The organism is Pseudomonas sp. GM74 (assembly GCF_000282455.1).
Taxonomy (GTDB): Bacteria; Pseudomonadota; Gammaproteobacteria; order Pseudomonadales; family Pseudomonadaceae; genus Aquipseudomonas.
In genome coordinates this window covers 1-26,879 of record NZ_AKJG01000015.1, presented here as the reverse complement: position 1 = coordinate 26,879, position 26,879 = coordinate 1, and the positions used below count along the sequence as shown (strand labels likewise).

Sequence of the window (26,879 nt, the reverse complement as noted above, 5' to 3'; positions counted from 1 at the left end):
CCCAGCCGAAGTAGCCGCTGCCCAGCTCCCAGGTCAGGTCGCCACCGTTTTCCCGGTGATAGGGGCTGATGCTGCCTTCGCCGGTGTCATGGGCGAAGTTGCCGAGCCTGGCGCCCTGGTTCAGCGCGCGGATGGCGTTGGCGCTGAGGGAGCCGAAACTCATGGCCGAGATATTGAACACCGACGCCGAATACGGCTGGGTGCACTGCGGGCCGCCGACGGTGACGCGGAAACTGCTCGGGTCGCTCAACGGTGCCGGGCGCATGGAGTGGCCGATGAATTCGAAACCCGACTGGTACACGTCGATCAGTGTGCCGAAGGGTTTGTCGGCGGTTTCATTCTTGGCCCGGGAATAGACCAGCGAACGCTGGGCCCGGGAGAAGGGCAGGGCGTCGCTGTCGGATTCGAGCAGGTACTGGCGGATTTCCGGGCGGATGCCTTCGACCAGGTAGCGGATATTGCCGAGGATCGGGTAATTACGCCGCACCGCGTGTGGGCTTTGCAGCAGATCGAACAGGCCGATCAGGCTGAGGACAGCGGTGACGGCGGTAATTGGCCAGAGCCAGTCATAGTCAAGAAAAGGCAGGCTGGCGAGGGTGAATATCACGCAGACGGCAAAGAAGGCGTAGCGGCTCAGGAGTGACAGGCTCATACGGTTTCCTTGGGTTCGGACTCAATAAATTTGGCTAAACACAAAACACTGTGGGAGCGGGCTTGCTCGCGAAGACGCAGTCATATCCAGCATTTTTGTTGACTGACACACCGCTTTCGCGAGCAAGCCCGCTCCCACATACAAGCAAAGCGCTCCACAGGACGTTCAGGCATTTTGTGCCTGGAGAAAAATCGAAAACAGCTCGGACTGGGATTTGATCCCCAGCTTGCTGTACATGTGTTTCTTGTGGACTTTCACGGTTTCGACCGAGATTTCCAGCTTACGGGCGATTTCTTTACTGGAACAACCGCTGAGCATCAAACGCCCGACATCCAGCTCCCGGGCTGTCAACTGCGCGCCTTTGAGTTGCTGCACCGAGGCTTCCAGCTGTACCCGCCAGTCGGCTTGCGGCGGGGTGGGGGCCAGGGCCACGACTTCGTTGATTTCATAGGGTAGACGCTGGCGTAACAATCCGAGCACCCATGGCTGGATCAACGACAGCAAGGCGATCTGCTGGCCGCTGAAGCGCTGCTTGCTGCCCAGGGACAGGCACAGTGTGCGGTCGCCTTCGAGCTGACAATTGAACTGGATTTCGTCGGCCACCACATTCAGACGAAAGTAGCGCTGGTAATACTCGGTCAGCTCGAAGTGCTCCGGGGCCACTTCCGACAAGCGATACAGCCCGGTGCGCGACTGCTCGCGGCAGGCGATGTAGAAGGGATCGAGCAGGTACAGGCCGCGCAGGTAATCCTGGAACAACTGGTCGGGGCTGCCGTCAACGCCTGGGCATTCGGCGAATACCTGCGGGTGCTGATCGGCACTGAAAAGCAGCGCCACCCAGCTGTCGAAGGGTACGTACTGGTCCAGCAGGCGTACAAGCTGGGTCCAGAAATTGGGCTTGTCCAGGGCGTCGATCAGTTGCCCCACCGAGCGGTGCCAGGCGATGTCGTCCAACGAGAGTGTCATGCATCTACCCCTATCGTGTTACCCCAGCGGCGTAATTCCCCGCCCGGTTGCTTGCTGCGCATACTGGCGCACAGACACCGACCGGGCAATCTTTCTGCCGCCCGGCCCATGACAAGGAATACCCATGAAGGTCGAACTCGCCCAATTGGCAGGCCGTGACAACGACACGGCCTACAACCTCGAACGCACCCTGGCGGCGATGGCTGCGTGCGCTGCCGATACGCAGCTGATCCTGTTCCCCGAAGGCCACTTGATGGGCTTCCCTTCGGCCGAGTCCGTGGCCGAGGTGGCCGAGGCACTGGATGGCCCGTCCGTCAGTGCGGTGGTCGCCGCCGCCCGCCAGCGCAATATCTCCGTGGCCATCGGCATGGCCGAGAACGACAACGGCCGCTTCTACAACACCACGCTGCTGATCACCCCTGAAGGCATCGCGCTGAAGTACCGCAAGACTCACCTGTGGGCCTCGGATCGTGGTGTCTACGAGGCAGGCGATCGCTACGCCACCTGCCTGTGGAACGGCGTACGCGTGGGCCTGCTGATTTGCTACGACATCGAATTCCCCGAAAGCGCACGCGCCCTGGCGCAACTGGGAGCCGAACTGTTGATTGTCACCAACGGCAACATGGACCCGTACGGCCCGACCCACCGCACCGCGATCATGGCCCGCGCCCAGGAAAACCAGGCGTTTGCGCTGATGGTCAACCGGGTGGAAGAGGGTGACGGTGGCTTGCTGTTTGCCGGCGGCAGCGCATTGGTCGATCCGCTGGGCACCCTTTTGTTCGAAGCCGGACGCGAGGAAGGGCAGTTTGCGGTCGAACTGGACCTGAACCAGCTGACGGCGGCGCGCCAGGATTACCGCTATCTGGATGATCAGCGGCTGAGGTTGCCGGGGGAAGTGGTTGAGCGGGCCTGCGGGTTGCGCGAGCTGCTGATTCCTGCGCGCTGATCCGGGTTCTGTGTTGGCTTGACTGACGCCTTCGCGGGCAAGCCCGCTCCCACAGGGATTCTTTGTGAATTCAGATTTTGTGAACGACACAAATCCTGTGGGAGCGGGCTTGCTCGCGAAGAGGCCCTGACAGACGACACACCTGTTTGACCAATTACCCAAGAACAACAACGCAACACCCGTAATTTGCGCCGAACTCGGCTCTGCCATAAATCCAATAAAATCCGGAGTAGTCGCTCATGGCTCGTTTGCAACGCACCCTGTCACTGGGGTCGGTGGTGCTGTTTGGCATCGCCTACATGACGCCGATCATTGTGCTCGGCACCTTTGGCATCCTCGCTCAATCCACCGCCGGCATGGTGCCGGCCGCGTACCTCGCGGCGCTGGTGGCGATGTTCTTCACCGCCATGAGCTACGGGCGCATGGCCTCGGCGTTTCCGGTGGCCGGCTCGGCCTACAGCTATGTGCGCAAGGCCATCAGCCCGAAACTCGGGTTCATCGCCGGTTGGGCGGTGCTGCTCGATTACCTGTTCCTGCCCATGGCGATCTGGCTGATCGGCGCGGCCTACCTCAACTCCGCTTTCCCGGCGGTGCCGCAGTGGGTTTGGGTACTGGCGTTCATCGGCATCACCAGCGCGATCAACATCGTCGGCCTGAAACTGGCCAATGGCATCAACGCCTTGCTGATGCTGGTGCAGTTCCTGGTGCTGATCGCCTTCGTCGCGCTGTGCGTGCATTACGTCGGCGGTGATGCGAGCACGCCGTTGTGGTCGATCAAGCCGTTCTTCAATGGCGACATGCAAATGCCGCTGATCATGAGCGGCGCGGCCATCGCCTGCTACTCGTTCCTGGGCTTCGACGCGGTCAGCACCCTGACCGAAGAAACCCGCGATCCGCGCCGCACCATTCCCCGGGCGATCATGCTGATCACCCTGATCGGCGGGCTGATTTTTGTCGGTGTGTCGTACTTCGTGCAAATCGCCCATCCGTCGTTCCAGTTCGACAGCGTCGACTCGGCGGCCTATGAAATTGCCCGCAACATCGGTGGCGACCTGTTCGTGTCGATCTTCCTGATCGGCCTGATCGTCGGCCAGTTCGCCTCGGGGCTGTCAGCCCAGGCCAGCGGATCTCGGCTGCTATACGCCATGGGCCGCGACGGCGTGTTGCCGAAAGGTTTTTTCGGCACCTTGCACGAACGCTTCGGCACGCCGATCAACAGCATCCTGCTGTGCGCGGTGGTGGCGTTGCTGGCACTGAAACTGGATGTCACCACCTCGACCTCGTTCATCAACTTCGGCGCATTCCTGGCCTTCAGCCTGGTCAATCTGTCGGTGATCTTCCATTACTGGATCGGAGGCGAGAAAAAAGGCCCGCGCGAATTCGTGCTGTTCCTGCTGTTCCCGTTCATCGGCCTGGCGGCGGATTTGTGGCTGATGGTCAGCCTCGATCACCTGGCGGTTTATCTGGGGTTGAGCTGGCTGGCGATCGGCGTGGTGTATCTGGCGGTGTTGACCGGCGGCTTCCGTCGGCAGCCGCCGGAGATGGACTTCCAGGAAGCGCTCTGAGACGTCATCAGGCTGCCGGTCAGGTCAGGTCTGGCGTAGCGGGAGTTGTACGCGAAACGTCGTCCCGCTCCCCGGCTCGCTGCTCACCGAAATATCGCCACCGTGTTTTTTCACAATGCCATAGGACAGGGACAGGCCCAGCCCTGTCCCTTGGCCCACCGGTTTAGTGGTGAAAAACGGATCGAAGATTTTTTGCAGGGTGTCGGGCGCGATGCCTGATCCTGTATCGGCGATTTCGATCCACGCCGTCTCGCCCTCTGTCCCGGTGCGAAGGGTGATGGTGCCGCGTTCGGGGCCCATGGCCTGCGCGGCGTTGACCACGAGGTTCATGATGACCTGGTTGATTTGCGAGGGTAGGCACTCGATTTCCGGTAGCGCCTGGTAGTCCTTGACCACATCGGCCTTGTACTTGAGTTCGCTGGCGACGATGTTCAGTGTCGACTCGATGCCCTGTTGTAGATTGGCCCATTGCCATTCCTGATTGTTGTCGATCCGGGAGAAGTCTTTCAGGTCCCTGACGATCTGCCCGACCCGGCTGATTCCCTCCTTCGACTCCTTGATCAACAGCGGCACGTCCTCGCGCAGATATTCAAGTTCGATCTGCTCGCGCATGTGTTCCAGTTGCAGCGCTGTCTGGCTGCCCGCCAGGACCTGTTCAGCGCTGTGATAGGCGTCGAGCATGGTCAGCAATTGCTGAAAGTAACCGTCCAGGGTGCCAAGGTTGGAGGAGATGAAGCCGATCGGATTGTTGATTTCATGCGCGACACCGGCCGCCAGTTGGCCCAGCGAAGCGAGCTTTTCCGATTGCACCAACTGGCTTTCCAGTTGCTTGCGCTCGTCGATTTCCCGCTGCAAAGCCTCGCTGGCCTGCTTGAACTGGGCGGTGCGCTGATCCACCAGGTGTTCCAGGTGATGCATCTGCAGCGAGGCCCGTTCGGTCATTTCCCATTTGGTCAGCAAGGTGTTGGCCATCTGCTGGACTTCGATGTTGTCGAACGGTTTCTTCAGGATCAGCAGCCGGTCATGGGCATTCAGACGATTGAGCAGATCGTCCCAGGAATAATCGGAATAGGCGGTGCAGACCACTACCTGTAGTTGCGGATCCTGCTGCCACAAGTGTTCGATGGTTTTTGCCCCGTCCCAGCCGTCGGGCATTCGCATATCGACAAACGCCAGCGCGTAGGGGCGTTGTTCCTGCAGCGCGCGGTTGAGTTTGCCCAGGCCTTCTTCGCCACCATAGGCCGAATCCAGTTCGAACATCGGGCGCTCGGGTTGGGCCTGTTCGCCAAACAGTGCGGCCTCCATCTCGTCGAGTTCTGCCGAGTGAGCCTGGGGCGGGGCGAGAATCTTGCGAAAGTCGTCGTGGATCGACGGCATGTCGTCGATCAACAGAATGCGGCGGTTCGAGAGCTCACTCATGCGTTCTCCGTTACGGTGATCAGCGGTATCTGCAAGGTAAACAACGCGCCCAGGCCCGGGCCGTCACTGTGGGCGGTGAGGTGGCCATTCATCTCAATGGCCGCCAGCGCGCAGCTGTGCAGGCCGAAACCATGTCCTTCCTTGCGGGTGGTGAAACCGTGGGCAAAGATCCGCGTCATGTTTTCCGGTGCGATACCTTCGCCATCGTCCCTGACGCTGATTTCCAGGAAAGTGTCGTCGACGATTCGCACACCGAGGGTCATTTCCCTTGAGCGGTTGTTGAGGTCGGACATTGCGTACTTGGCATTGCTGATCAGGTTGATCAGGATCAGCAGCAAGCGGTGCTTGTCCCCCATCACCTGAGGCACCTCGCTGTATTCCTTGATCACCGTGACGTGATGCCGGGTCAGCGCGCCGGCATTCATGCGCAGGGCGTCTTCGAGCAGTTCGCTGATGTACAGCGGTTCGGTGATGCTGTTGGCGCCGGCATAGGATTGCTGGGTGGCAACGATGTCCTTGATGTGGTCGACGCTCTTGCTCATCTGCCCCAGTTCGTCGGCCATCTCCTGCTGTTCCTGGGCGATGGCGCCGACCAGTTGATTGAGATAACCGGGCAGTAGTTTGCCTTTGTCGTCCTCGGTCAGGAAATGGCCAAGGTCGTCCGGATGGCCGTTGATCAGTTGCATTGCCTTGCCCAGTCCGAGGGTCTTGCTGCTGCGAAGCTTTCGCGCAATCAGGTCGGCAGAGATGTTCACGCTATTGAGCACGTTGCCGACGTTGTGCAGCACGTTGGTCGCGATTTCGGCCATGCCGGCCTGGCGTGCGGTGGCGAGCAGTTCGCTCTGGGCATTCCTGAGCTCGCGGGTACGTTCCTCGACCCGCTGTTCGAGCACGTCGTTGGCGGTTTGCAGAGCGCTGTTGACCCGGTTGATCTCGGCGAAGCTACGGATCAGGCGAAATGCCAGCCACATCAGCAGCAACACCAGCAGGCCGGAAAACACCAGCAGGTAGAAATGGTACTGTTTGTCGACTTTCTCGGCCCGTTGCTGATCCTGGTTGAGCATATTGGTGATGTCGTCCAGACGATGCGCCACGGGAACCGCCTCGATGTCTTCGAGCAAAGCGTTGACAAGCGGCTGCTCGCGCAGGATCAGGGCGACGTGATTGCTGAGGATCCGGATCGAGGTATGAAACTCCCCAGGCAAGCGTTGTGCGTTCACCGCCAGTTTGCTCAGCCCCACCTGAATGTCGGCGGCTTTGTCGGTGGAGGTGACCTGGGCGAACTCCAGGGCACTGAGCAACAGGTCATAGGTATCGGTGGCGATGTTTTGCACTTGCAGCTTGTCGAGGTCAGGCAGGTCGGCCAGTTGTGCCTGGATGTCGTCCTCGGCGGTGGGCAGGAAGGCCAGCGAGTTGCGCAGCAAGGCGTTGTGCGACTTGAACTGCTCCACCAGGCGGGTCTTTTCCTGCATCGCCTGCAGAAAAGCCTCGTGGGCATCGTTCCATTGCCGTGAGTCGTTGCGCCCATGACCTGACTCCATGGTGTCGAAGCGCTCCCATAACCGATTCATCTCGTTCATTGGCGAAACCAGAGGGTCGTAGTTATGCGAAATCGCCACCCGGGATTTGAGGATCTCGTTTTCCCACTGCGCGTCCTGCTGTTTGATCCGGCGGATCAGATCCCGGGATTCCGAGTAGGTCACGGTCTGTTCCGAGTTGGATTTGAAGTATAGAAATATCAGGATCGAGGCCAGGAGCACGGCGACGAGTCCGAGTAACAGCAGGCTGAAGCGGCGTGACAGCTTTATCATGGCTTACCCTTCCATTCGCCGGTCAGGGTCTTGAGAAACTTCACGATCAGCGCTTTGTCTTCAGCGCTCGGCATGCGCCCCAACTGATACTGGAACATGACATCCACGGCTCTTTCGAGGGTGGGCGCCGAGCCGTCGTGAAAGTAGGGGGCGGTCAGCGCGACGTTGCGCAGGCTCGGGACCTTGAACACCGAGCGGTCCGCTTCGTCACCGGTAACGTTGAACCGTCCCTGGTCGGTGGCGGTCGGGTTGCCGCGATCGGCGATGTAATCACCGAACACCCCGAATTTCTGGAACATGTTGCCACCGATGTTCACGCCCTGATGACAGGCGATGCAGCCGTAATCCTTGAAGCGCTGATAGCCGTATTTTTCCTCCAGGGTCAGGATGTCCGTATCCCCCAGCAGGTATTGATCGAAACGGGATCCGGGCGTCAGCAGGGTGCGCTCGTAGGCGGCCAGGGCGCTCTGTATATTGGCCTTGGTCACTGCATTCGGGTACGCCGCGCTGAAGCCTGCGCGGTAGTCTGCATCCTCGTTGATCCGCTGGACGATGGTGTTCCAGTCGCTGCCCATTTCGTGGGGACTGGTAATGACGACGTTGCTTTGCGCCTCGAGCGTTTCGACGCGGCCGTCCCAGAATTGGCGAAAGTTGAGGCTGGCGTTGAACACCGTCGGCGTGTTGATCGATACCGGTTGTCCATCGAAGCCGAGGGAAAGTGCGCGGGTGTCAGCTCCGCTCTTGTCCAGTTGATGACAACTGGCGCAGGACAGGGTGTTGTTGACCGACAGGCGCGGATCACTGAAGAGCCTGCGACCGAGTTCTACCTGACCGGGGTTCTGTTTCGGTATCTCGGGCAACGGTTTGAGCGGTTCGTCCAGCGGCGCGGCGCCGGCGATTGCACTGAGCCCGTAAAGCAGGATCGCAAGGGAGTGGGGGACAAGGGACATGGGCCATCGTCTCGCTGATTTACCTGCGGACTGTCGTTTCTGCCTGTTCATGAGTCGTCTCGCTGTTCTGCCCAGCCAACGGCCAGCAGCTGCGCAAACGCGTCTGCCGGCAGGGCCTTGCTAAAGTAGTAACCTTGGCCTTCCTCACATTGATGGGCCTTGAGAAACGCCAGTTGCTCCTCGGTCTCGACGCCTTCGGCGATGACATTCAGATCGAGGCTCTTGCCCAGGCTGATGATCGCGCTGACCAGGGCGGCATCGTTGGTGTCATTGCTCAAGCCACGAATGAACGACTGATCGATTTTCAGCACATCGATGGGGAACCGGCGTAGATAGCTCAAGCTGGAATAACCGGTGCCGAAGTCATCGATGGCCAGCCGCACTCCCAGCGTCTTCAGCCGGTTCAGCGCGGTCATGGTCGCCTCGACGTTCTGCATCAGTACACTTTCGGTAATCTCCAGTTCCAGCAGGCAGGGGGGCATTCCCGTCTGTTCGAGTATCTGTTTGACGCCTTCGACGAAATCACGTTGACGAAAGTCGATGGCCGATGTGTTGACTGACATGCGGATCGCCGGCAGTCCGGCCGCTTGCCAGAGTCGTGTCTGGCGACAGGCTTGGGCCAATACCCACTTGCTCAGTGGCACGATCAGGCCGCTGTCTTCGGCCACGGGGATGAATTCGCAAGGGTAGACCCAGCCATGCCCCGGTTTTTGCCAGCGCACCAGCGCCTCGGCACCGACCACCCGTCCGCTGCGCAGTTCGATTTTCGGTTGGTAGTGCAGGATGAATTCGTGCCTTTGCAAGGCCTGACGAATACCCGATTCGATACTCTGCTGCTCCCGGGCACGCTGGTTCATGGCTTCGATGAAGAAACCGATGTCGTTCGGACCGCTTTCCTTGATGTGGCGCATGGCGGATTCGGCTTTTTTGATCAGGTCAATGGCCTCGAACCCGTCATCGGGGTAAACGCTGATGCCCAGGCTGGCGGTGATGCTGATCTCCTGGCCGGCGATCGACTGTGGGCTGCGCACGGCACTCAGCAGTTTTTCGGCGATGCCGCGGGTCTGCTGGGGGTGGTTGATGTCGCTGAGGATCACCACGAATTCGTCGGCGCCATAGCGAAAGACCGAGTCGGACTCTCGCACGTACTTGAGCAGTTGTTGCCCGACCCGTTTGAGCATTTCGTCCCCGGCCGGGTGGCCCAGAGCGTTGTTGATGCGCTTGAACCGGTCCAGCCCGAGAAACATCACCACCAGATGCTTGTCATGGCGTCGGCAAGTGGCCAGCGACTGGCTCAGGCGATCACCCAGCAATGTGCTGTTGGGCAACCCTGTAAGGGCGTCGTACTGCAGCAGGTGCGATACCTTGAGCAGTTCGTGTACCCGCGCCTCGATGGTCTGCTCAAGGCTCAACAACTTCAGCGCCGCGTCCTGTGCCAGCTGCCATTTCCAGGTCAGGGCATTGGCCATCTGGCGGATTTCCAGGGTATCGAAAGGTTTTTTCAGAATCAGCAACTGGTCACCGAACTCCAGTCGTTCGGCCATGGCTTCCCAGCTGTAGTCGGTATAGGCGGTGCACAAGGCAATTTGCAGGTTCGGGTCGGCATTCCACAGGTGTTCAATGGTTTCCAGGCCGTCCCAGCCGGGCGGCATACGCATGTCGATAAATACCAGGGCATAGGGGCGGCTATCGGCCAATGCACGTTCGACCAGCTCCAGGGCTTCCTTGCCCTGATAGGCGGAGTCGATCTGGAAGGTGAGACGCAGTGACTGCCGAGTCCCGAACAGTGAGTGTTCGAGACTGTCCGGATCCACCTCGTCGCTGGTACTCGGGGTGAGGATCTTGCGAAAATCGGCATGGATCGCCGGTGCATCGTCGATGATGAGAATACGTCGGTTGGTCTGGGGGGAAAGTGTTTTCATCCCTCATCCTCCCTGGGGGACGGAGGAGCGATGCTCCCATCCTTGAGCAATCGGGCCGCTTGTTCAGGATTCACGGCCTCGCTGAAGTAGAGGCCTTGTGCGCTTGATAGCGGGGCGGCTGACTCTGGCGTTTGGGGCCGATCCGACGGCTGGACGCCTTCGGTAATGATGCCGATACCCAGGTCCCGGGCGAAGTTGACGATTGCCCGCAGGCTGTTGGCGCCAGCCGCATCCTGGGTCGCGCCGTCGATAAAGGATTGGTTGAGCTTCAGGTGATTGACCCGGTAGGTTTTCAGGTAGTCGAATGATGAATATTCGGTACCGAAATCATCGATGGCGATCTTTACCCCCAGCTCCCGCAGCCGTGGCAGTACATCGTTTTGGGTCCACTTGGTTTGCGCCAGAGTCGCTTCGGTCACGTCGAAACGCAGGTCCCAGGGGGCGAGTTCCCATCGCGCAGTGGTGCGCAGCACGTCGTAAATGAGTTCCGGACCACTCTTTAGCTGCGCCAGGGACAGTTTGATCGCCATCACGGGGGGCGCCATTCCCTCGTTGCGCCACAGGCTCATTTGCCGGCAGGCCTGGTTCAGCACCCAGCGTCCGAGAGGGATGATGGCACCGGTCTTTTCCGCTGCGGGCACGAAAGCCGACGCCTGCAGTTCGCCGCGCTGGGGATGGCACCAGCGCACTTGCGCTTCCATGCCCAGGATCCTGCCGCTGTGCATATCCACTTCCGGAACGTAATGCAGAGCCAGTTCATCGCGCTCGATGGCCGTCATCAAGTCATTGGCGATGGTCATGCGCTCGGCCACCTCCTGAGTGATTTCCTGCGAGTGGAAGTGATATTGGTTGCGGCCCATTTCCTTGGAGCGGTACAGCGCCATGTCCGCCTGGCTCAGCAGGCTGTCGGCGTCGAGACAGGCGACGCCGTAGCTACTGATGCCGATGCTGACTGAAATATGCAGGGCATTGCCGGCGAGGTTGTACGGCGTCAGCAGCGCATCGCGGATATTGGCTGCCATGGCGGCGGACTGGGTCGGGTCGCTGACGTCCAGTTGCAGGATCGCGAACTCGTCCCCGCCCAGGCGTGCCACCACATCGTTTTCCCGCACGCCGGATTTGATGCGCCGGGCCACTTCCTGTAACAGCAGATCACCCACCGGGTGGCCGAGGGTGTCGTTGATCCGCTTGAAGTGATCAAGGTCCAGATAAAATACCGCGAATGCCTCTGCGCCTCGACGTGCGGCAGCAAAGGCCTGATGCAGGCGTTCGATCAGGGTGGCGCGGTTGGCCAGGCCGGTGAGCCCGTCCGTGCGGGCGAGCAGGGCCATTTTTTCTTCGGCCAGCCGGCGTTCGGTAATGTCGAGAATGATCCCCTCGACTTCCAGCAGGCGACCGTCATGGTCGCGTACGGGAATGTAGCGGTTCTCCACCCAGCGCCATGCACCCTGGCCGGTGCGCAGGCGAAATTCAATCGAGGCGCCCAGCGCATGGCGGTCCAGCACCCGGGCCATGGCCGCATCGACACTGGCCTGGTCTTCCGGGTGGATCAACTGCTGAGCCCAGTTGGCCGAGCTCACCAGATCGGCGGCGACGTGTCCGTAGCGGGTGATGTTATGGGAAATGTACATCAGCGGAAACGACGGCTCGCCACGCAACCGGTAAAGGATGGTCGGGCTGTTCTGCACGATGATATTGGCGTCGGACAGTTCCCGGGTACGTTCCTGGACCGCTTGTTCCAGCAGGTTCATCTTGAGCGCGGCATCTTCGGTCATCTGCCATTTGACCGTGAGTGCGCTGGCCATCTGGCGTATCTCGATGGCGTCGAAGGGTTTCTTCAGAATCAGCAGGCGGTCATTGAGCGCCAGCCGTTGGTCGATGTCCTCCCAGGAGTAGTCGGAGTAGGCGGTGCACAGCGCCACCTGCAATTTGGGGTCGACCTGCCATAACCGTTCGATGGTCTCCAGGCCATCCCAGCCAGGCGGCATGCGCATGTCGATGAAAGCCATGGCGTAGGGGCGATCGTTCGCCAGGGCGGCTTCGAGCTTGTCCAGGGCTTCGCGGCCCTGGAACGCCGAGTCCAGTTCAAAGTGTTGGGTCTGCGTGGGGGACAGGGTGCCGAACAGGAGGTTTTCGGTTTGTCCCAGGCTGTCGTCCTCGGCAATGCCGGGGCTGAGAATTTTGGCGAAATCGGCATGAATCGACGCGGTGTCGTCGACAATGAGTATGCGGCGATTGATTTGCGGCGGCCGGATATTCATTGATCGGCACCCGCCGGGGTACACGGGTTCAACATCGGGAGCATCCTTTTCCCCTCCACACGTCTGCGCACAGGCCGGTTGTATCGTCCAGTGTGCAGAGCATAGTTGCCAGTTCGTCATTTTGCCTGTCGGGTTCAAGCGGTGATTTGCGTCCATGGCGGAAAAATCATCTAGCCTGTCACTCAAGCAAGGGCAAGAAAGGACGTAGGCCCGTGCCAACTGACACATTCAAGGTTCACTTGAGGCCATGCCATGGAAGAGCAGTCTGCCCCGACTTTGCCCCGTCGACCCAAGGTGTTGCTGGTCGATGACGAGGAATCGATCCTCAGCAGTTTGCGCCGCCTGTTGCGCGGCCAACCCTACGATGTGCTGCTGGCCGGCAGTGGCGCGCAGGCGCTGGAAATCATGGCGCAGCAGCCGGTGGATCTGGTGATGAGCGATGCACGCATGCCCAATATGGACGGTGCCACGTTGCTGGCGCATGTCCATCAGCTCTATCCGCAGACCACGCGGATCATGCTGACCGGGCACGTCGACCCGTCGGCGATCATCAAGGCCATCAACGAGGGGCGGATTCACCGCTACATCAGCAAACCCTGGAATGACGACGAAATGCTCCTGACCCTGCGCCAGGCCCTGGACCACCAGCATTCGGAGCGTGAGCGCCAGCGCCTGGAACAATTGACCCGGGTGCAGAACGACCAACTCAAGTTGCTCAACAGCACCCTGGAAAAACACGTCGCCGCCCGCACCGCCGAATTGCAGCAGACCGCCGACATGCTCGACCTGGCTTACGAGGAGCTCAAGCACAGCTATGTCACCGGCACTGAAGTGTTCTCGCTGCTGGCCAACCTGCGCCTGCCACCGGCCAAGCAGACCAATCGGCAGGTCATCGAACTGGTGCGCGGCTACTGCATGGAACACGGGCTGGACGAAGCCGCCAACCGCGACCTGACCATGGCGGCCGCTCTGTACAACATCGGCAAGCTGAGCTGGTCCGACAGCATGATGGTCACCCCTTCGGATCTGCTCAGGCACACTGACTGCGACCGCTATCGTGGTTATCCGAAGCAGAGCGAATCGCTGCTGATGTCCCTGGACCCGATGAAGGATGCGGCGCGGTTGATCCTGCACCATCAGGAACGCTGGGACGGCAGCGGTTTCCCCGACCGGCTCAAGGGCAACGCCATTCCGTTCGGATCGCGATTGCTGAAGCTGGCGGTCGACTTCGTCGAGTTGCAACGAGGATTGATTCTCGAACGACAGATGAACAGCGACGAAGCGCTGCTCTACCTGCGCCAGTACGCCGGACGGCTTTACGATCCTGACCTGCTCGAAGATTTCATCAAGGTATGCATCACATTCCTGAGCGATATCACCCTGGCCGACCCGCAGGTCAAGGTCCTGACCACCCGGGAACTGACGGCCGGGATGGTGCTGGCGCGCAATCTCAACGCCGATAACGGCATGCTCCTGCTCAATGCCGGCAAGGTGTTGAGCGACCCGCTGGTGGAAAAACTGATCGCCTTCGAAGCGATGGAAGGCGGCAAGTACAGGATTTTCGTGAAGGTCCCGCAGGATACGCCGCAGGTGCTTCAGGCCAAGGCATGACGACGGACGGTCGGACATGGGATCCTTGTGATTTCCATCAGGGTCCATGGCCGACACATGACATCTGCATCCGCTGTTTCACCGCGCATTATCCATATCGCCGCCGCTCTGTTGATCGGCCCTGACGGCCGCACGTTGCTGGTGCGCAAGCGCGGCACCACGGCGTTCATGCAGCCGGGCGGCAAGATCGAGGCCCATGAGTTGCCGGTTCATGCGCTGGCCCGGGAGTTGGAAGAAGAGCTGGGGCTGGAGATCGATCCGGCGCAGGCCGTCTACCTCGGTCACTTCTCGGCGCCGGCCGCCAACGAGCCGGGCTTTGTCGTACACGCCGAGATTTTTCAGCTGCACATCGATGTCGACGTGACGCCCGCGGCAGAGATAGAAGAAGTGATCTGGATCGACCCGGCCACCGACGGCGGTGTCAGCCTGGCGCCATTGACACGGGACCTGATCCTGCCGTTTTATCGTGCATCGCTGACCGCGATCGCCTGATCATCACGCAAAGGACTTCGCCCATGATCCCGCTTCAAGACCTGCTTGTTTTTGCTGCTGCCGCGTTGCTGATGGTACTGACGCCGGGGCCGAACATGATCTACCTTATCTCCCGTTCGATCTGCCAGGGTCGCAAGGCCGGGGTGATTTCGTTGCTTGGGGTGGTTGCGGGATTTTTCGTGCACCTGTTTGCCGCCGCCGCTGGTTTGACCGCGGTGTTCCTGGCCGTGCCGATGGCCTATGAGGTGTTGAAGTGGGCCGGTGCGTTGTACCTGTTGTGGCTGGCCTGGCAGGCGATCAAGCCCGGTGCGCGCTCGCCGTTCGAGGCGCAGCAATTGCCCCCGGACTCGTCGCGCAAACTGATCACCATGGGCTTTCTGACCAGTGCTCTGAACCCGAAAATCGCGGTGTTCTATCTGTCGGTGTTTCCGCAGTTCATCACACCGGAGCACGGTTCGGTGTTCAGCCAGAGCATCATCCTCGGCCTGACCCAGATCAGCGTGAGTTTCTGCGTCAACCTGTTGATCGCCATGTTTGCCGCGGGCATCGCCTCGTGGTTCGTCAACAACCCGACCTGGCTGGCGATGCAGCGATATTTCATGGGCTTCGTATTGTCGGCGCTGGCGCTGCGGCTGATGCTTGAGCAAAAACGGATGGTTTGAGCATGTGGATCGAACGACTGGATGCCAGCCATGCCCTGGACTACCGGGCGCTGATGCTCGAAGCCTACGATCTGCATCCGCAGGCCTTCACCTCGAGCGTGCGCGAGCGGGCGGCGATGCCGCTGGGCTGGTGGGAGTCGCGCCTGACCGGCAAGCTGGACGTGGTGCTCGGGGCGTTCGAAGAAGGGCACTTGGCCGGCATCGTCGGCCTCGCGTTCGAGCCTCGGGAAAAGGCCCGGCACAAGGTGACACTGTTTGGCATGTATGTATCACCGACGGTCCGCCAGCGCGGGCTCGGTTATCAACTGGTCCGGGCTGCACTGGCCGAGGCGCAGAGCCATGCGGGTTTGCGCCTGATCCAGTTGACCGTCACTGCCGGCAACGATGCCGCGTTCAACCTCTACCAGCGTTGCGGTTTCGTCCAGTTCGGGCTTGAACCGATGGCCGTGCGGGTGGGGGAAGATTACTTCGACAAGATCCACATGTGGCGCGAACTTTAAGAACACCGCAATACACTGTGGGAGCGAGCTTGCTCGCGATGGCGGACTGACATTCAACACCTGTATTGACTGACACGCCGCCATCGCGAGCAAGCTCGCTCCCACAGGGATGTGTGTCGCCCTATCGAACCGCACTAACCCCATCCAGCGTCGAAAACGACGTGTCCTTGGCCGTCAGCAAGAAGTCGCGCATGTACGGCGCATCGAGCATGTCGGCGCGGATTGCCGCATACAGCGTGGCGAACAAACCTTTCTCACCCAGCCGCTTGCCTTTCACGTAACCCCGCGAGCTGTATTCATGCAGCGCCCAATGGGGCATGCCGCACACGCCGCGACCGCTGGCCACCAGTTGCATCATCATTACCGTCAATTCCGAGGTGCGGACCTGGGCCGGTTCGATGTCGGCGGGTTCGAGGAAGCGGGTGAAGATGTCCAGTCGGTCCCGTTCCACCGGGTAGGTGATCAGGGTTTCCGGGAGCAGGTCTTCGGGGACGATGTAGGCCTTGCCGGCCAGTCGGTGCTGGTTGGCCACCGCCAGCATCGCTTCATAAGTGAACAGCGGGACATAGGTGATCCCGGCCAGATCCAGCGGGTCGGAGGTTACTACCAGGTCCAGGTCGCCACGGGCCAGGGCCGGCAGTGGGGCGAAGGAAAAACCCGAAGCCAGGTCAAGCTCGACTTCCGGCCAGGCGTCGCGGAACTGGTCGATGGTCGGCATCAGCCACTGGAAGCAACTGTGGCATTCGATGGCCATGTGCAGGCGCCCGGCGGTACCACCGGCCAGGCGACTGATGTCACGCTCGGCAGCGCGCAGCAGCGGCAAGGTGGCGTCGGCCAATTGCAGCAGGCGCAAACCGGCGCTGGTGAAACGCACCGGTTTGGTCTTGCGCACGAACAACGGCATGCCCATTCGCTCTTCCAGCTCCTTGAACTGGTGAGACAGGGCCGACTGGGTCAGATGCAGGCGATCGGCCGCATCCACCAGGCTGTCGGCTTCGCGCAAGGCGTGCAGGGTCTTGAGGTGACGGATTTCAAGCACCGGGGGCTCCATGAGTAAAACTTGTCGATAAATCGAAAAGATTGAGTTTGTCTCATGTTGATGCCGCTGTCGACCCTTAGCACGGCGGAGCACATTGCGTGCTCCGCCGTTGTGACTTCACAGCGTGGAAAAGTGCTTGTTGCCCAGCGGCTTGCCGATGTCGCCGCGCCAGATCGCCTCGACCGTACCACCACTGGCGGCCACGTCCTTCTGCCATTGCAGGCCCAGGTTGCGTTGTTCCGGCCGTTTCAGGTGGCCTTTGACGAAGTCGCTGAACTGAGGCTTGGCCGAGGTGTAGTGGAAGTGGGCGTACCACAGGGTTTGTGCAGGTTCGCTGCGCAGGTCGCGCACTTCGTATTCCTGCAGGAAATCCCGTCGTCCGTCGGCGCGTTTGCCCAGGTCGCGCAAGCCTCCTTCCTTGCGAATGTCCACCACTTGCTGTTCAAGCAGATAATCCAGATATCCTTCGGTGGGTGTCCTGCTGTTCAGGGATTGCTCGATTCTCAGGGTTCGCCCGGCTCGCAGAAACGCATCCGAACGATTTCGTAATTGCAATAGGATCGGGTCGGTGGGCAAAAGCTTTTCTATGTTGTGGGCGCGGATGCTCAATTCGGCGGCTTCACTGCTCATCATCTGTTCCAGATCGATCGGCAGCATGTTTTGCCGTGCGTAACCTTCGACTTTGTTTTTGTAAGCGTCCGCGGCGCCCAGTCTGGCCTTGGCTTCTGTCACCAATGCCCGGACATCGCCTGTAAGTTCGGGCAGTGTCGAACCTGGTGATTCACTCAAGTGATATTTGCCGTTGTTGCGCGGTAGCCAGGTTTCCGTGTGGCCATTGACACCCTCGATGGTGAAGCTCTTTTGTCGGGTGACGGTATCGGTGCTGGCAACCCCGATCAGCAGCTGGTTGTCTTCAGTCTCGAAGAGTTGTTTGCTGCTGCGATCCTTGACGGGTGTGACGGGAGGCCGGCGCTTGATGGCGTTGCGCGCAATGTCTTCGAACTGCTGCAGATTGTCTAAAAACATTGTGACCTGCTCCAGATCCAAGTGCTGCGGATAGCCCAGGGTCAAGGCTTGGAGGTTGCGTCGAAATTCTGCATAGGTGGTAAGGCAGTCCTCGAGAGTTTTGTTGTGCTTGGCCACACTGGGGTTCACTTGCGGAAGCTCGTGTTGGGTGTAAAGCGTACGCCCCATTTTGGCCCGAGCCGTTGCGAACTGTGTGTGAAAGTAAAACCAGGACAGATCGTCGACAGTCTCATAACGGGCGATGATTTCCAGGCATTGGGTTGTTTTCATATAGTAGTAATGGGTGTCGCTCAGCATGTCATTCAGTTTAGCCATGCGAGGGGCCGCGTTCGCTTTATGCGCGCGGTTGGAAATTCGAGCGTTCCAGCTGTTGGCCTCTTCGACAATGGCTTGCTGCTGGTCGAGCTGCTTGAGAACGTCTTTGCGAACAATTTTGCGCTGCGCCATCAGGTCCAGGTGCGCCGCGATATTGCTGCCGGGTGTTGCCTCCGAACGGGCCGCGAGCTGATCAATCTGGTCCAGATGGTGCAATAATCGGTCCCTGGCCAAATCGATCCGATGTAACGAACGTTCGACCACGATCCAGGCACAGCGGCTTTGATTGAAATCGAGCGCTGCGTGTTTGCTGCCATGACTCAACGGCTTGAGTTGCTCAAGGGTCTGGTAATTGCTCTGGGCGATCTCGATATCGTTTTGGCAGGCGGCATCGAGCCGCGCCCGATGGGCCTGACGCTGGCTGCGCTCCAGACCGCTATAATGGTTCAGCAGACTATTGGTATTGCGGACCTCGACATCGAGACGCCGCCCATAGGCCTCAGCGGTGTTGGTCAGGGTCACCTGGCGACGCAAGGTGCGATCAGTAAACCAGCGCGGCAGCCAGCGGCGAATGGCGGCGGGCCACAGTGGATCCAGGCCGTCGACCATGTGCCCGAGTACGGCGCCACCGCCAGCACCACCTCCTTCGATGATAGTGCCGTACACCGCGTAATGGGTGTTCCAGTTGCCCGCGTCATCCAGGGCAATGGGCTGTTTATAAGACCGTGTCGACGTGCCGCTCAATCGCCACTGAAGGGGGTTGGTGCTCAGTTCGATGCGATAGATGCGTCCGTGGCTGATCATGAAGTCGCCATCGGTATGTCGATAGACATTGCGGTAGATACCGTGGGTCTGCGGATGCAGGCCGGCAAGGGAAATGTCGTGCTCGTATTCGTAACCTTTGAAGCGGTCCAGTGTGCGTCGGGCTTGCTGCCGGGTTGGCAGCTGCAAAGCGCCGGCATTTTTCATGACGTTTCGAAGCTGACGCTGGCGCGTGATGCCGCGGACATTCACAGGCGCTGCACTGGTTCCGGGAAGAACGTCCATGGCGGCATCAATCAATGACAGCAACACCGCTTCGACCTCGGCCAGCCCATGTCCGACCTCGCCCCGCAGAAACGCTGCCACTGCCAGATTGGCGCTACCCCAGGCGTCATACAAGGCAACGGCACTGCCCACGAACGGCACCATGCCTATCGCCATCTTCAGGTAATTGAACACGACACCGGACTGCAGTGCGCATTGCTCCAGGTACAACGCATCGTTGGAACGCGAGGTCGCCCGGTGAGCTTCCAGCAGACGCCCCATATGGGTGTTGACCATATGGGCCGCCAGCGAAGTGGTCGCCGGCCAGGCCATGCCGATACCGATCATCGCGTCGAAGTTTTTCAGCAGGGCCTGATTGATCCGGCTGACATGCCGCGCCACGTCACCGTGCACGGCGCGGCCGGCCAGGTAATCCGCCATTCCGGTGCGCAGGCACAGGTTGAACAGGGCCTTGCGTGCTCGTTCAAGGCTGTCGTACTGGCGCACGAAGATGCTGTCCGGACTGTCGGGCAGATAGAGCAGGGTCAGACCGCTGGTTTGCTCCACGATAAAGGTGACGCCACTCAAGGTGCTCGGTCCTTGCTTGTCAGTATCGGCACCACCCACGCTCAAGTGCGCCGGCAGGAGCGCAATGCGTTTGCCATCAATTGAGTAAGCCTCGCGGCTGTTGGCGTCGATGGCGATATTGAGCACACGCTGACCGTCGGCATCGATGTCCTTGTTCAGCATGGCGAATTCGCCTTGCAACCGGAGCATCAGGCACCAGGGTTCGCTCAGGCATTCGCGTCGGTGTTCATTGCTGAAGGCCGATGCGGTCGGGGTGCCAAGGAAAGTCTCGCGGATCAGCGTTTCGTACTTCCCGGCCAGATCGAGTTCGGTGACCAGCGTTCGCAGCCAGGGTTGGGTGATGGCGTCCTTGAGCTTTTGCCGTTCGGCCTCGCCGGCACCACTGATCTCGACGTTCATCAACGATAGCCGCCACCACATCGCTTGATCGACATTGCTTTGCGCCAGTTCGGTCAGCGACAGTTTACTGCGCTGTTGACTGCCGATCAGTACATTCTGCTGCGGCGTCCCGAGTGCAGCGCCTTCCACGGTGATTTTGCGCCAGGAGGTGGAATCAGGCACATCCAGCAGCACCCGAACGTTTTGCTTGAGGCCGAAGGTCCGGCGCAAATGGGTGTCGATGGCCTTTTGACTGAAGTCTTCCCGGGGTGGCAGATCGCGTTCAAGCATTGCATGGGAGCGTTTCATGGCTTTGATGTAGGACTTGAACAGCGTCTTGAGTCGCTCGCGTTGCGCGTCGGCGAGTGCGCCGTGCCACGACGGCAGTTGGCTGGCCAGCATGCTGCCGCGGTTTTGCTCGACGAGCTGCGCGTAAGCCAGTTCCCGGGCCGCGGCCGTTGGCACGGTCAGGTGGGCGAGAGTCTGCTCGCGCAGCTTTTCCAGCTCCACTGCGCGTTGGCTGGCATGGGCGGGAACGGGATGCTCGGCAATCAGTCGTGCTGCCTGTTGTTCACAGTTGTAGAGCTGACTCTGCAATGCATATTCGAATGGATCGCGACTTAGCGGCAAGAGCTGCAACGACAGGCTGCTGTCGTTGGCCGATCGTTTGAACAGCGTCTGTTCCAGGTCCTGGCGCGAGGCAAAGTGTTGCAGGCCACCGAAGCGCCCAGGCCAGTACAGCAACAGGCTGTGGGGCTCGGACTGCTGTAACGCGGACGGTTGGGCAAACAGCAGCACACCGTCCAGTTCATGGGTTTGCATTATGGTGTTGCCGCCCTCGCTGTCACTCCCCGAGAGGGTCAGTCGGGCCACCACAACCTCCGGGCGTTCCTCCGTTCGTTCGGGGGCGTCGAGCACGATGGTGAGCCGTTGGTGCTCTTCGGCGCTGATTTGCTTCAGGCTCAATTGAATATCGGCTTCGGCGCGCAGGCCGTCCAGACGCGCGTGGTACAGGGCAGAGTAGTGCAGACTCGGCTGGTGTCGCAGTTCGAGCATGTGCAGGGCATTTTGGCTGCCGAGCAGGGCCATTGCCGCGGCGGTGCTGGCCTGTTCGGCTGCGGCGAGTGTGTCGAGTTGCTGTTGTAAGTGCTGCAGGCGCGGATCGTGTTGAGGACTCTGGAAATCGGTACCGAGCAGGCTCTCCAGTGCCGCCTGTTGTTGCCTCAGGGCGGTGTGGCGCAGCTCCAGCGGGATATCGGGACTCAACTGGCCGAACGGCGCCATGTTGTCGCTCGCATCGGTTATTGGCAGTTCGGGTGGCAGTGAGAAAACGCTTTTGTGTCGATGCCGGTCCACAGCCGCAACGGCCAATTGCAACCACAGGAATTCGGCACTGCTCTGCAACACGGGTTTATTGAGAGCGGTGTAGTCGACGCTGACAGTGGCTGTGTCGAATCGGAGATGGTCCGCAAGCTGTGGCTGATGTTCGATCAGCCAGCGTTCCATTTCGACGCGTTCCGCAAAGCTCATCCAGGCAGTTTGCGCTGAGGGCAAGTACAGCATCCGCGGGTACAGTCGGGCGGAATCGAGACCGATGACCATTGCGCCCGACAGTTCGACACGTCGGCCGTCACTTCCCTTCAAGGCTGGCCGGCTGACCTGAAACTGACGGGCGTCGACCAGTTCTTCTGCGTTGGCTGGATCGATGATCGCCAGAAGGTCCTTCATTTGTTCGCTACTGAGGTCGCCCCGGGCGAATGCGAGCTGGCTCGAGGTCTCGAAATGCTGTTGATACAGCCGGGTTGCGTGAGCCCGGCGTGAAAGGGCCGTGTTGCGTGCGCGGGCACTCCACCAGTGCTCGTCAAGTACTGATGTCGGGCTCTGTGCCAAGAGTTCCAGCCATTGATCATGGCAATCACTCCAGCGAGTTGCGGCGCTCAGGAACAGGTTCTGTTCGGTGTTCGGTGCCAAAGGGGCGACAAGGCCGAAATCGGCCGGTTGGTACGCAGGTTCGTTTTGCATGACGACAGATCTCCAGAAGGCCGGGCCATGCCGGCGTTGCGGCCATTAGAGGTCAGGTGTTATGGGGGCGGGCGGTACATAGTTATCGCGTGTCGTGTTGTATTCGCCGGACGACCGCCCGGCGCTCTTCATCAAACTGTCATGGAACTGTGGCAGCGCGCTTGAACAAACTTCATCAGACTCGCGCTCTACTGGGGTTCTGCGTTTTGGTGTTTTTTCATGGGTGCTGCATTCTTTTCACGAATCATATTTCTGGCCGCGCTGTTGTTCGGCCTGCCGTCCCTGGCGGCTGCGCGTTGCGACGTCAATGTTCCGACCGAACGGGTGGATCTGGCCCAGGTAAGCCTGGCGTACCAGAGCATCGGCCGTGCGTCGGACCCGGCCTTGCTGCTGGTGATGGGCCTGGGCGGGCAGTTGATTCACTGGCCGGACGAGGTGGTGGTCGCCCTGTGCCAGCAGGGCTTCCGGGTGATCCGCTATGACAATCGCGATGTCGGCCTGTCGACCTGGCGGCAAGCACCGGCCGAAGCCAACCTGACCTTCGAAGTGCTGCGCTACAAGCTAGGGTTGCCGGTGTCGTCGCCGTATTCGCTGACCGACATGGCCGACGATGGCCTGGGACTGATGGACGCCTTGCACATCGATCGATTCCACGTGTTGGGCGCCAGCATGGGCGGGATGATCGCCCAGCATATGGCGGCCATGGCACCGCAACGAATCGAGAGCCTGACCCTGATCATGACCAGCTCCGGGGCTGAAGGCTTGCCGGCGCCGAGTGCGGCGCTGGTGCAGTTGTTGGCCCGGCGCGGCGCACCGAACCGCGAAGTGGCGCTGGAGCAACAGGCCGATCTGCTGGCCGCGCTGGGCAGCCCGATGGTCACCGATGATCGCCAGGCGTTGCTGCATCAGGCGGCACTGTCCTATGACCGGGCGTTCAATCCAGAGGGTGTGAAACGCCAGATCATGGCCATTCTCGCCGAGCCGAGCCGGGTGGCGCTGCTCAACCAGTTGCGGGTACCGGCGCTGGTGGTGCATGGCACGGCCGACCCGCTGCTGCCGGTGATGCACGGTGTGCACCTGGCGGCGCATCTGCGTGGCAGTCAGTTGATCCTGATTCCGGGCCTGGCCCATCGTTTCCAGGAGGCGTTCAAGGCGCCGTTGCTGGGGGCTGTGTTGCCGTATTTGCGCGAGCACCGCGAGGACACTTCGCACTGGGCGCAGATCGAGCCTGTGGCCGATCACAATCTCCTGTAACCCCCCATCCAATGTGGGAGCGGGCTTGCTCCGGGCGGCGATCCGACGAAAGCGGTGTGTCAGTCAACTCAAATGCCAACTGATACTCCCTCTTCGCGAGCAAGCCCGCTCCCACAGGAGAATGCATCTATCCGTGAAAGCGTAGCCAGACAGTCACCACGGCAGTGGCCGCCACCACCCCCCTAGTGACTTAGCCCGTACTTTTTCACTTTGTCGAACAGCGTGGTCTTGGCCATGCCGAGTTCCTGGCTGGCCTGGGTCAGGTTGCCGCCGCTGCGTTGCAAGGCATCGCTGAGCAGGTTGCGCTCGAAGGCTTCCACCGCTTCGGCAAAGGCCAGGCCCTGATTGCCGCCGCCGGCACCGGCTTTCTTGAACGCCGGCAGGCCCAGGGCAAAGCGCTCGGCAACGTTGCGCAGTTCACGCACGTTGCCCGGCCAGTCGTGGCTCATCAGGTTCGAAACAGTCTGGTTGTCCAGCTCCGGCACCGCGCGGTCGAAGCGCAGGGACGACTGCTGCAAAAAGTGTTCGAACAGTTGCAGGATGTCCTCGCGGCGCTCGCGCAGCGGTGGCAGTTCCAGGGTCACCACGTTGAGGCGGTAATACAGGTCGCTGCGGAACTCGCCGGCCTTGCTCGACTCGACGAGGTCGGATTTGGTCGCCGCGATGACGCGGCAATCCACCGCTACGCTCTGGTTCGAACCGAGGCGTTCGAGGGTGCGTTCCTGCAACACCCGCAGCAGTTTGATCTGCAAGGGCAGGGGCATGCTTTCCACTTCGTCGAGGAACAGCGTGCCGCCGTCGGCATGCTCGATCTTGCCGATCCGTCGTTTGCCCGCACCTGTAAAGGCGTTGGCTTCGTGGCCGAAAATTTCACTTTCGAAGAGGTTTTCCGGCAGGCCACCGCAGTTCAAGGCGACGAACTGCTTGGTGTGCCGCCGACTGAAATCATGCAGGCAACGCGCGACCAATTCCTTGCCGGTGCCGGTCTCGCCTTCGATCAGCACGTTGGCCGAGGTATCGGCGACGTTGGCGATCAGTTCCCGCAGGTTCTGCATGGCCGGCGAGCGCCCGATGATCCGCCCTTCGAGGGAGTCGCGTTCGGCCAGCTGCCGACGCAACGACGAGACTTCCCGCGCCAGGCTGCGTTGCTCCAGGGCGCGGCGGGCGACATCCACCAGGCGCTCGGGGGAGAACGGCTTTTCCATGAAGTCGTAGGCGCCTTTTTGCATGGCGCCGACGGCCATGGAGATGTCGCCGTGGCCGGTGATCAGCACCACCGGCAGGCTGCGGTCGCGCTCCTTGAGTCGCGTCAGCAACTCCAGGCCATCGATGCCCGGCAGGCGGATGTCGCTGACGACGATGCCGGCGAAGTTGTCGCCGACCCGCTCCAGGGCTTCTTCGGCGCTGCCCACGCCAATGCAGGGAATGTCTTCCAGGGTCAGCGCCTGTTGGCAGCCGAGCAGCACATGGGGGTCGTCTTCGACGATCAATACACTAAGGTCGTTGTTCATATTGGCTCGGCGGAAGTGAGGCTTACCAACGGTAAACTGAGGACGAATGCGGTACCACCGCTGGCCGGGTGCTCGACACCCAGGTGACCGCCGGTGGCGGCGGCAAGGCTGGCGGAAAGGGTCAGGCCAAGGCCCAGGCCCTGTTCGCCGGGTTTGGTGGTGAAGAACGGCTCGAACAGGTGCTTGCGCGCTTCGGCGTCGATGCCGTGGCCGTTGTCACGCACCCGCAGGCGGTATTTGCCATCGAACGCTTCGCCTTCGAGCCACAGCTCGGGTTGCGGTTGCGCTTGCATGGCGTCCAGGGCGTTGCCGATCAGGTTGACCAGAATCTGCTCCAGACGGGTCTGGTCGATCTGCACCTGCACATCGGTGAAATCACGGTGCAGTTGCAGGTGAATGTTTTCCACCCGGCCGCCGAGCAATTGCAAGGCCGCGTCCACCGCTTTGCCGAGGCAGGCCTGGCCCTTGTCGTCCCCGCGCCGGGCGAACGAGCGCAGGCTGGCGGTGATCCGGCCCATGCGGTCGATCAGTTCGTTGATGGTCTTGAGATTGGTGCTGGCCACGTCGAGCTGGCCGCGTTCGAGGAAGCGCACGGTATTGCCGGACAAGGTGCGCAGCGCCGCCAGCGGCTGGTTCAGTTCGTGGGCGATGCTGGTGGACATCTGGCCAATGGCCGCGAGCTTTCCGGCCTGCACCAGTTCATCCTGGGCACGGCGCAAGGTCTCTTCGGCGAGGCGGCGTTCACGGATCTGGCCCTTGAGCCGTTCGTTGCTGGCGCGCAGGTCGGTGGTGCGTTCGGTAATCCGACGCTCCAGCTGATTGTTGGCTTCCTGCAAGGCTTCCCGGGCCGCCAGGCGGGTGGCGATCACCTTGCGTCGCTCGTTCCAGGCGATCAAAAGGAACGCCAGCAGGGCAAACGCCACCGCCACGAGGATCCCCTGGTTGATCGCTTCGCGGCGCAAATCCTGGAGTGGCGTGAGCAGGGTGAAATTCCACGGCGTATCGCTTAGAGGCCGGGTTTGCGCCAGGTAGCTGATGTTTTCATCGTCGGACACCAGCTCGCTGTTGGCCGGGAACGTGAGTTTTTCCACGCCTTCGGACAGGGTTTCCCGGGCCAGCGGCTGCAGTTCATTGAGCGGAAACCAGTAGTACTGCAGGCTGCGGGCGAGTTTTTCCTTGGTTTCTTCGCTCAGCGGCACCACCGATTTCAAGCGCCGCGCCGGATCGCTGGACAGAATGATGATGCCGTTTTCGTCGCTGACAAAGGCTTCCAGGCGCGCCCGTTGCCAGCGTTCCTCCATGGCTTCCAGGCGGACTTTGACCACGGCGACGCCGATGATCTTGCCGTGTTCTTCCAGGCCATGGGCCAGGTAGTAACCGGGTTCGCCGTTGGTGCTGCCGATGCCGTAGAAGCGCCCCGGCTGACCGCGCACGGCATTCTGGAAATAGGCGCGGAAGGACAGGTCTTCACCCAGGTAACTGTCGACATCGCGCCAGTTGCTGGTGGCCATGACGCGACCGGTGGTGTCCATCACGTAGATGGCCCGACTGCGGCTGCGCCGGTTCAGGCCTTCGAGGTAATCGTTGACCGTCTGCCGGTGTTCCGGGGTCGGGTCGGCCAGCAACTGCGAAACACTGGTTTCGAGCTCCAGCAGGCTGGGCAGGTAGGTGTATTTGCTGATTTCGCTTTCGACGGCGCGGGCGTGCAGTTCCAGCTGGCGCTGGCCGTTTTCGCTGAGGCTGCGGATGCCGTAGTGTTCACTGATCCAGAAGCCGATACAGCCCAGACCGATCATCATGGCGATGATCAGCGGCGGCAGGAACAAATGACGAACCAGACGGGGTTTCACGGCGAGTGATGGCGACGCTGCGCGATAAAGATTGGGGTCGCATTTCATCACAGATGCCTTGGGTCAACCACCACGCAAATCTCAAGATCACCACTGAACCAGTGTGGGAGCGG

At 60.6% G+C, this 26,879-nt stretch carries 18 protein-coding genes; 7 read left to right on the top strand and 11 right to left on the bottom strand.

Annotation, left to right across the window (positions count from 1 at the left end; all coding sequences use genetic code 11):
- Together PMI34_RS23080 and PMI34_RS23085 are read right to left on the bottom strand one after the other, a co-directional pair.
- On the bottom strand, positions 1–652 hold a 652-nt coding region (locus PMI34_RS23080; RefSeq protein WP_008046881.1), incomplete at its 3' end, for a glutamate synthase-related protein.
- Between the two features lie 165 nt (positions 653–817).
- Positions 818–1,618: a helix-turn-helix transcriptional regulator gene (locus tag PMI34_RS23085; RefSeq protein ID WP_008046878.1), complete on the bottom strand. Its 801-nt coding sequence runs from the start codon at positions 1,616–1,618 to the stop codon at positions 818–820.
- A gap of 124 nt (positions 1,619–1,742) precedes the next feature.
- Between PMI34_RS23085 and PMI34_RS23090 the strand changes: the two genes are divergently transcribed.
- Together PMI34_RS23090 and PMI34_RS23095 are read left to right on the top strand one after the other, a co-directional pair.
- Positions 1,743–2,564, top strand: coding sequence for a carbon-nitrogen hydrolase family protein (locus PMI34_RS23090; protein WP_008046876.1), 822 nt, complete (start codon positions 1,743–1,745; stop codon positions 2,562–2,564).
- Between the two features lie 239 nt (positions 2,565–2,803).
- A complete protein-coding gene (locus PMI34_RS23095) occupies positions 2,804–4,129 on the top strand; it encodes an APC family permease (protein WP_008046874.1) in 1,326 nt (441 codons plus the stop codon).
- Between the two features lie 24 nt (positions 4,130–4,153).
- Here PMI34_RS23095 and PMI34_RS23100 read toward each other — a convergent pair whose 3' ends face one another.
- From PMI34_RS23100 to PMI34_RS23120, 5 genes are read right to left on the bottom strand one after another with little or no spacing between them, the layout of a single operon-like run.
- A complete protein-coding gene (locus tag PMI34_RS23100; protein WP_008046872.1) occupies positions 4,154–5,548 on the bottom strand; it encodes an ATP-binding protein in 1,395 nt (464 codons plus the stop codon).
- Positions 5,545–7,359, bottom strand: coding sequence for a DAHL domain-containing protein (locus PMI34_RS23105; protein ID WP_008046870.1), 1,815 nt, complete (start codon positions 7,357–7,359; stop codon positions 5,545–5,547). The genes PMI34_RS23100 and PMI34_RS23105 overlap by 4 nt, the downstream gene beginning before the upstream one ends.
- Positions 7,356–8,309, bottom strand: coding sequence for a cytochrome-c peroxidase (locus tag PMI34_RS23110; RefSeq protein WP_008046868.1), 954 nt, complete (start codon positions 8,307–8,309; stop codon positions 7,356–7,358). Before PMI34_RS23110 ends, PMI34_RS23105 begins: the two co-directional genes overlap by 4 nt.
- Positions 8,310–8,356: 47 nt before the next feature.
- Entirely contained in the window at positions 8,357–10,231 is a 1,875-nt protein-coding gene (locus tag PMI34_RS23115) for a putative bifunctional diguanylate cyclase/phosphodiesterase (RefSeq protein WP_008046865.1), read from the bottom strand.
- A complete protein-coding gene (locus tag PMI34_RS23120; RefSeq protein WP_008046863.1) occupies positions 10,228–12,492 on the bottom strand; it encodes a GGDEF/EAL domain-containing response regulator in 2,265 nt (754 codons plus the stop codon). The genes PMI34_RS23115 and PMI34_RS23120 overlap by 4 nt, the downstream gene beginning before the upstream one ends.
- A gap of 252 nt (positions 12,493–12,744) precedes the next feature.
- Between PMI34_RS23120 and PMI34_RS23125 the strand changes: the two genes are divergently transcribed.
- From PMI34_RS23125 to PMI34_RS23140, 4 genes are read left to right on the top strand one after another with little or no spacing between them, the layout of a single operon-like run.
- Positions 12,745–14,103, top strand: a complete 1,359-nt coding sequence (locus tag PMI34_RS23125) for an HD domain-containing phosphohydrolase (RefSeq protein ID WP_008046861.1) — start codon at positions 12,745–12,747, stop codon at positions 14,101–14,103.
- A gap of 57 nt (positions 14,104–14,160) precedes the next feature.
- Positions 14,161–14,595 (top strand): NUDIX hydrolase, encoded by a 435-nt coding sequence (locus tag PMI34_RS23130; RefSeq protein WP_008046859.1) that lies wholly within the window; start codon positions 14,161–14,163, stop codon positions 14,593–14,595.
- 23 nt (positions 14,596–14,618) lie between these two features.
- The gene (locus PMI34_RS23135; protein ID WP_008046852.1) at positions 14,619–15,257 is read left to right on the top strand and encodes a LysE family translocator; all 639 of its coding nucleotides are present in this window, start codon (positions 14,619–14,621) and stop codon (positions 15,255–15,257) included.
- Between the two features lie 2 nt (positions 15,258–15,259).
- On the top strand, positions 15,260–15,757 hold the full coding sequence (locus PMI34_RS23140; protein WP_008046850.1) for a GNAT family N-acetyltransferase: 498 nt from the start codon (positions 15,260–15,262) through the stop codon (positions 15,755–15,757).
- A gap of 121 nt (positions 15,758–15,878) precedes the next feature.
- Here the strand turns inward: PMI34_RS23140 and metR are convergent, their stop codons facing one another.
- Both metR and PMI34_RS23150 read right to left on the bottom strand, forming a co-directional pair.
- The gene (metR, locus tag PMI34_RS23145; protein WP_008000240.1) at positions 15,879–16,796 is read right to left on the bottom strand and encodes a transcriptional regulator MetR; all 918 of its coding nucleotides are present in this window, start codon (positions 16,794–16,796) and stop codon (positions 15,879–15,881) included.
- Positions 16,797–16,913: 117 nt separating this feature from the next.
- On the bottom strand, positions 16,914–22,151 hold the full coding sequence (locus tag PMI34_RS23150; protein WP_008046849.1) for a dermonecrotic toxin domain-containing protein: 5,238 nt from the start codon (positions 22,149–22,151) through the stop codon (positions 16,914–16,916).
- A 219-nt stretch (positions 22,152–22,370) separates the two neighbouring features.
- On the opposite strand from PMI34_RS23150, the gene PMI34_RS23155 reads away from it, so the two are divergent.
- Positions 22,371–23,405, top strand: coding sequence for an alpha/beta fold hydrolase (locus PMI34_RS23155; protein ID WP_008046848.1), 1,035 nt, complete (start codon positions 22,371–22,373; stop codon positions 23,403–23,405).
- 182 nt (positions 23,406–23,587) lie between these two features.
- Here PMI34_RS23155 and PMI34_RS23160 read toward each other — a convergent pair whose 3' ends face one another.
- A complete protein-coding gene (locus PMI34_RS23160; protein ID WP_008046847.1) occupies positions 23,588–24,916 on the bottom strand; it encodes a sigma-54-dependent transcriptional regulator in 1,329 nt (442 codons plus the stop codon).
- Positions 24,913–26,814 (bottom strand): sensor histidine kinase, encoded by a 1,902-nt coding sequence (locus PMI34_RS23165; protein ID WP_008046846.1) that lies wholly within the window; start codon positions 26,812–26,814, stop codon positions 24,913–24,915. The genes PMI34_RS23160 and PMI34_RS23165 overlap by 4 nt, the downstream gene beginning before the upstream one ends.
- Positions 26,815–26,879 lie beyond the last annotated feature (65 nt).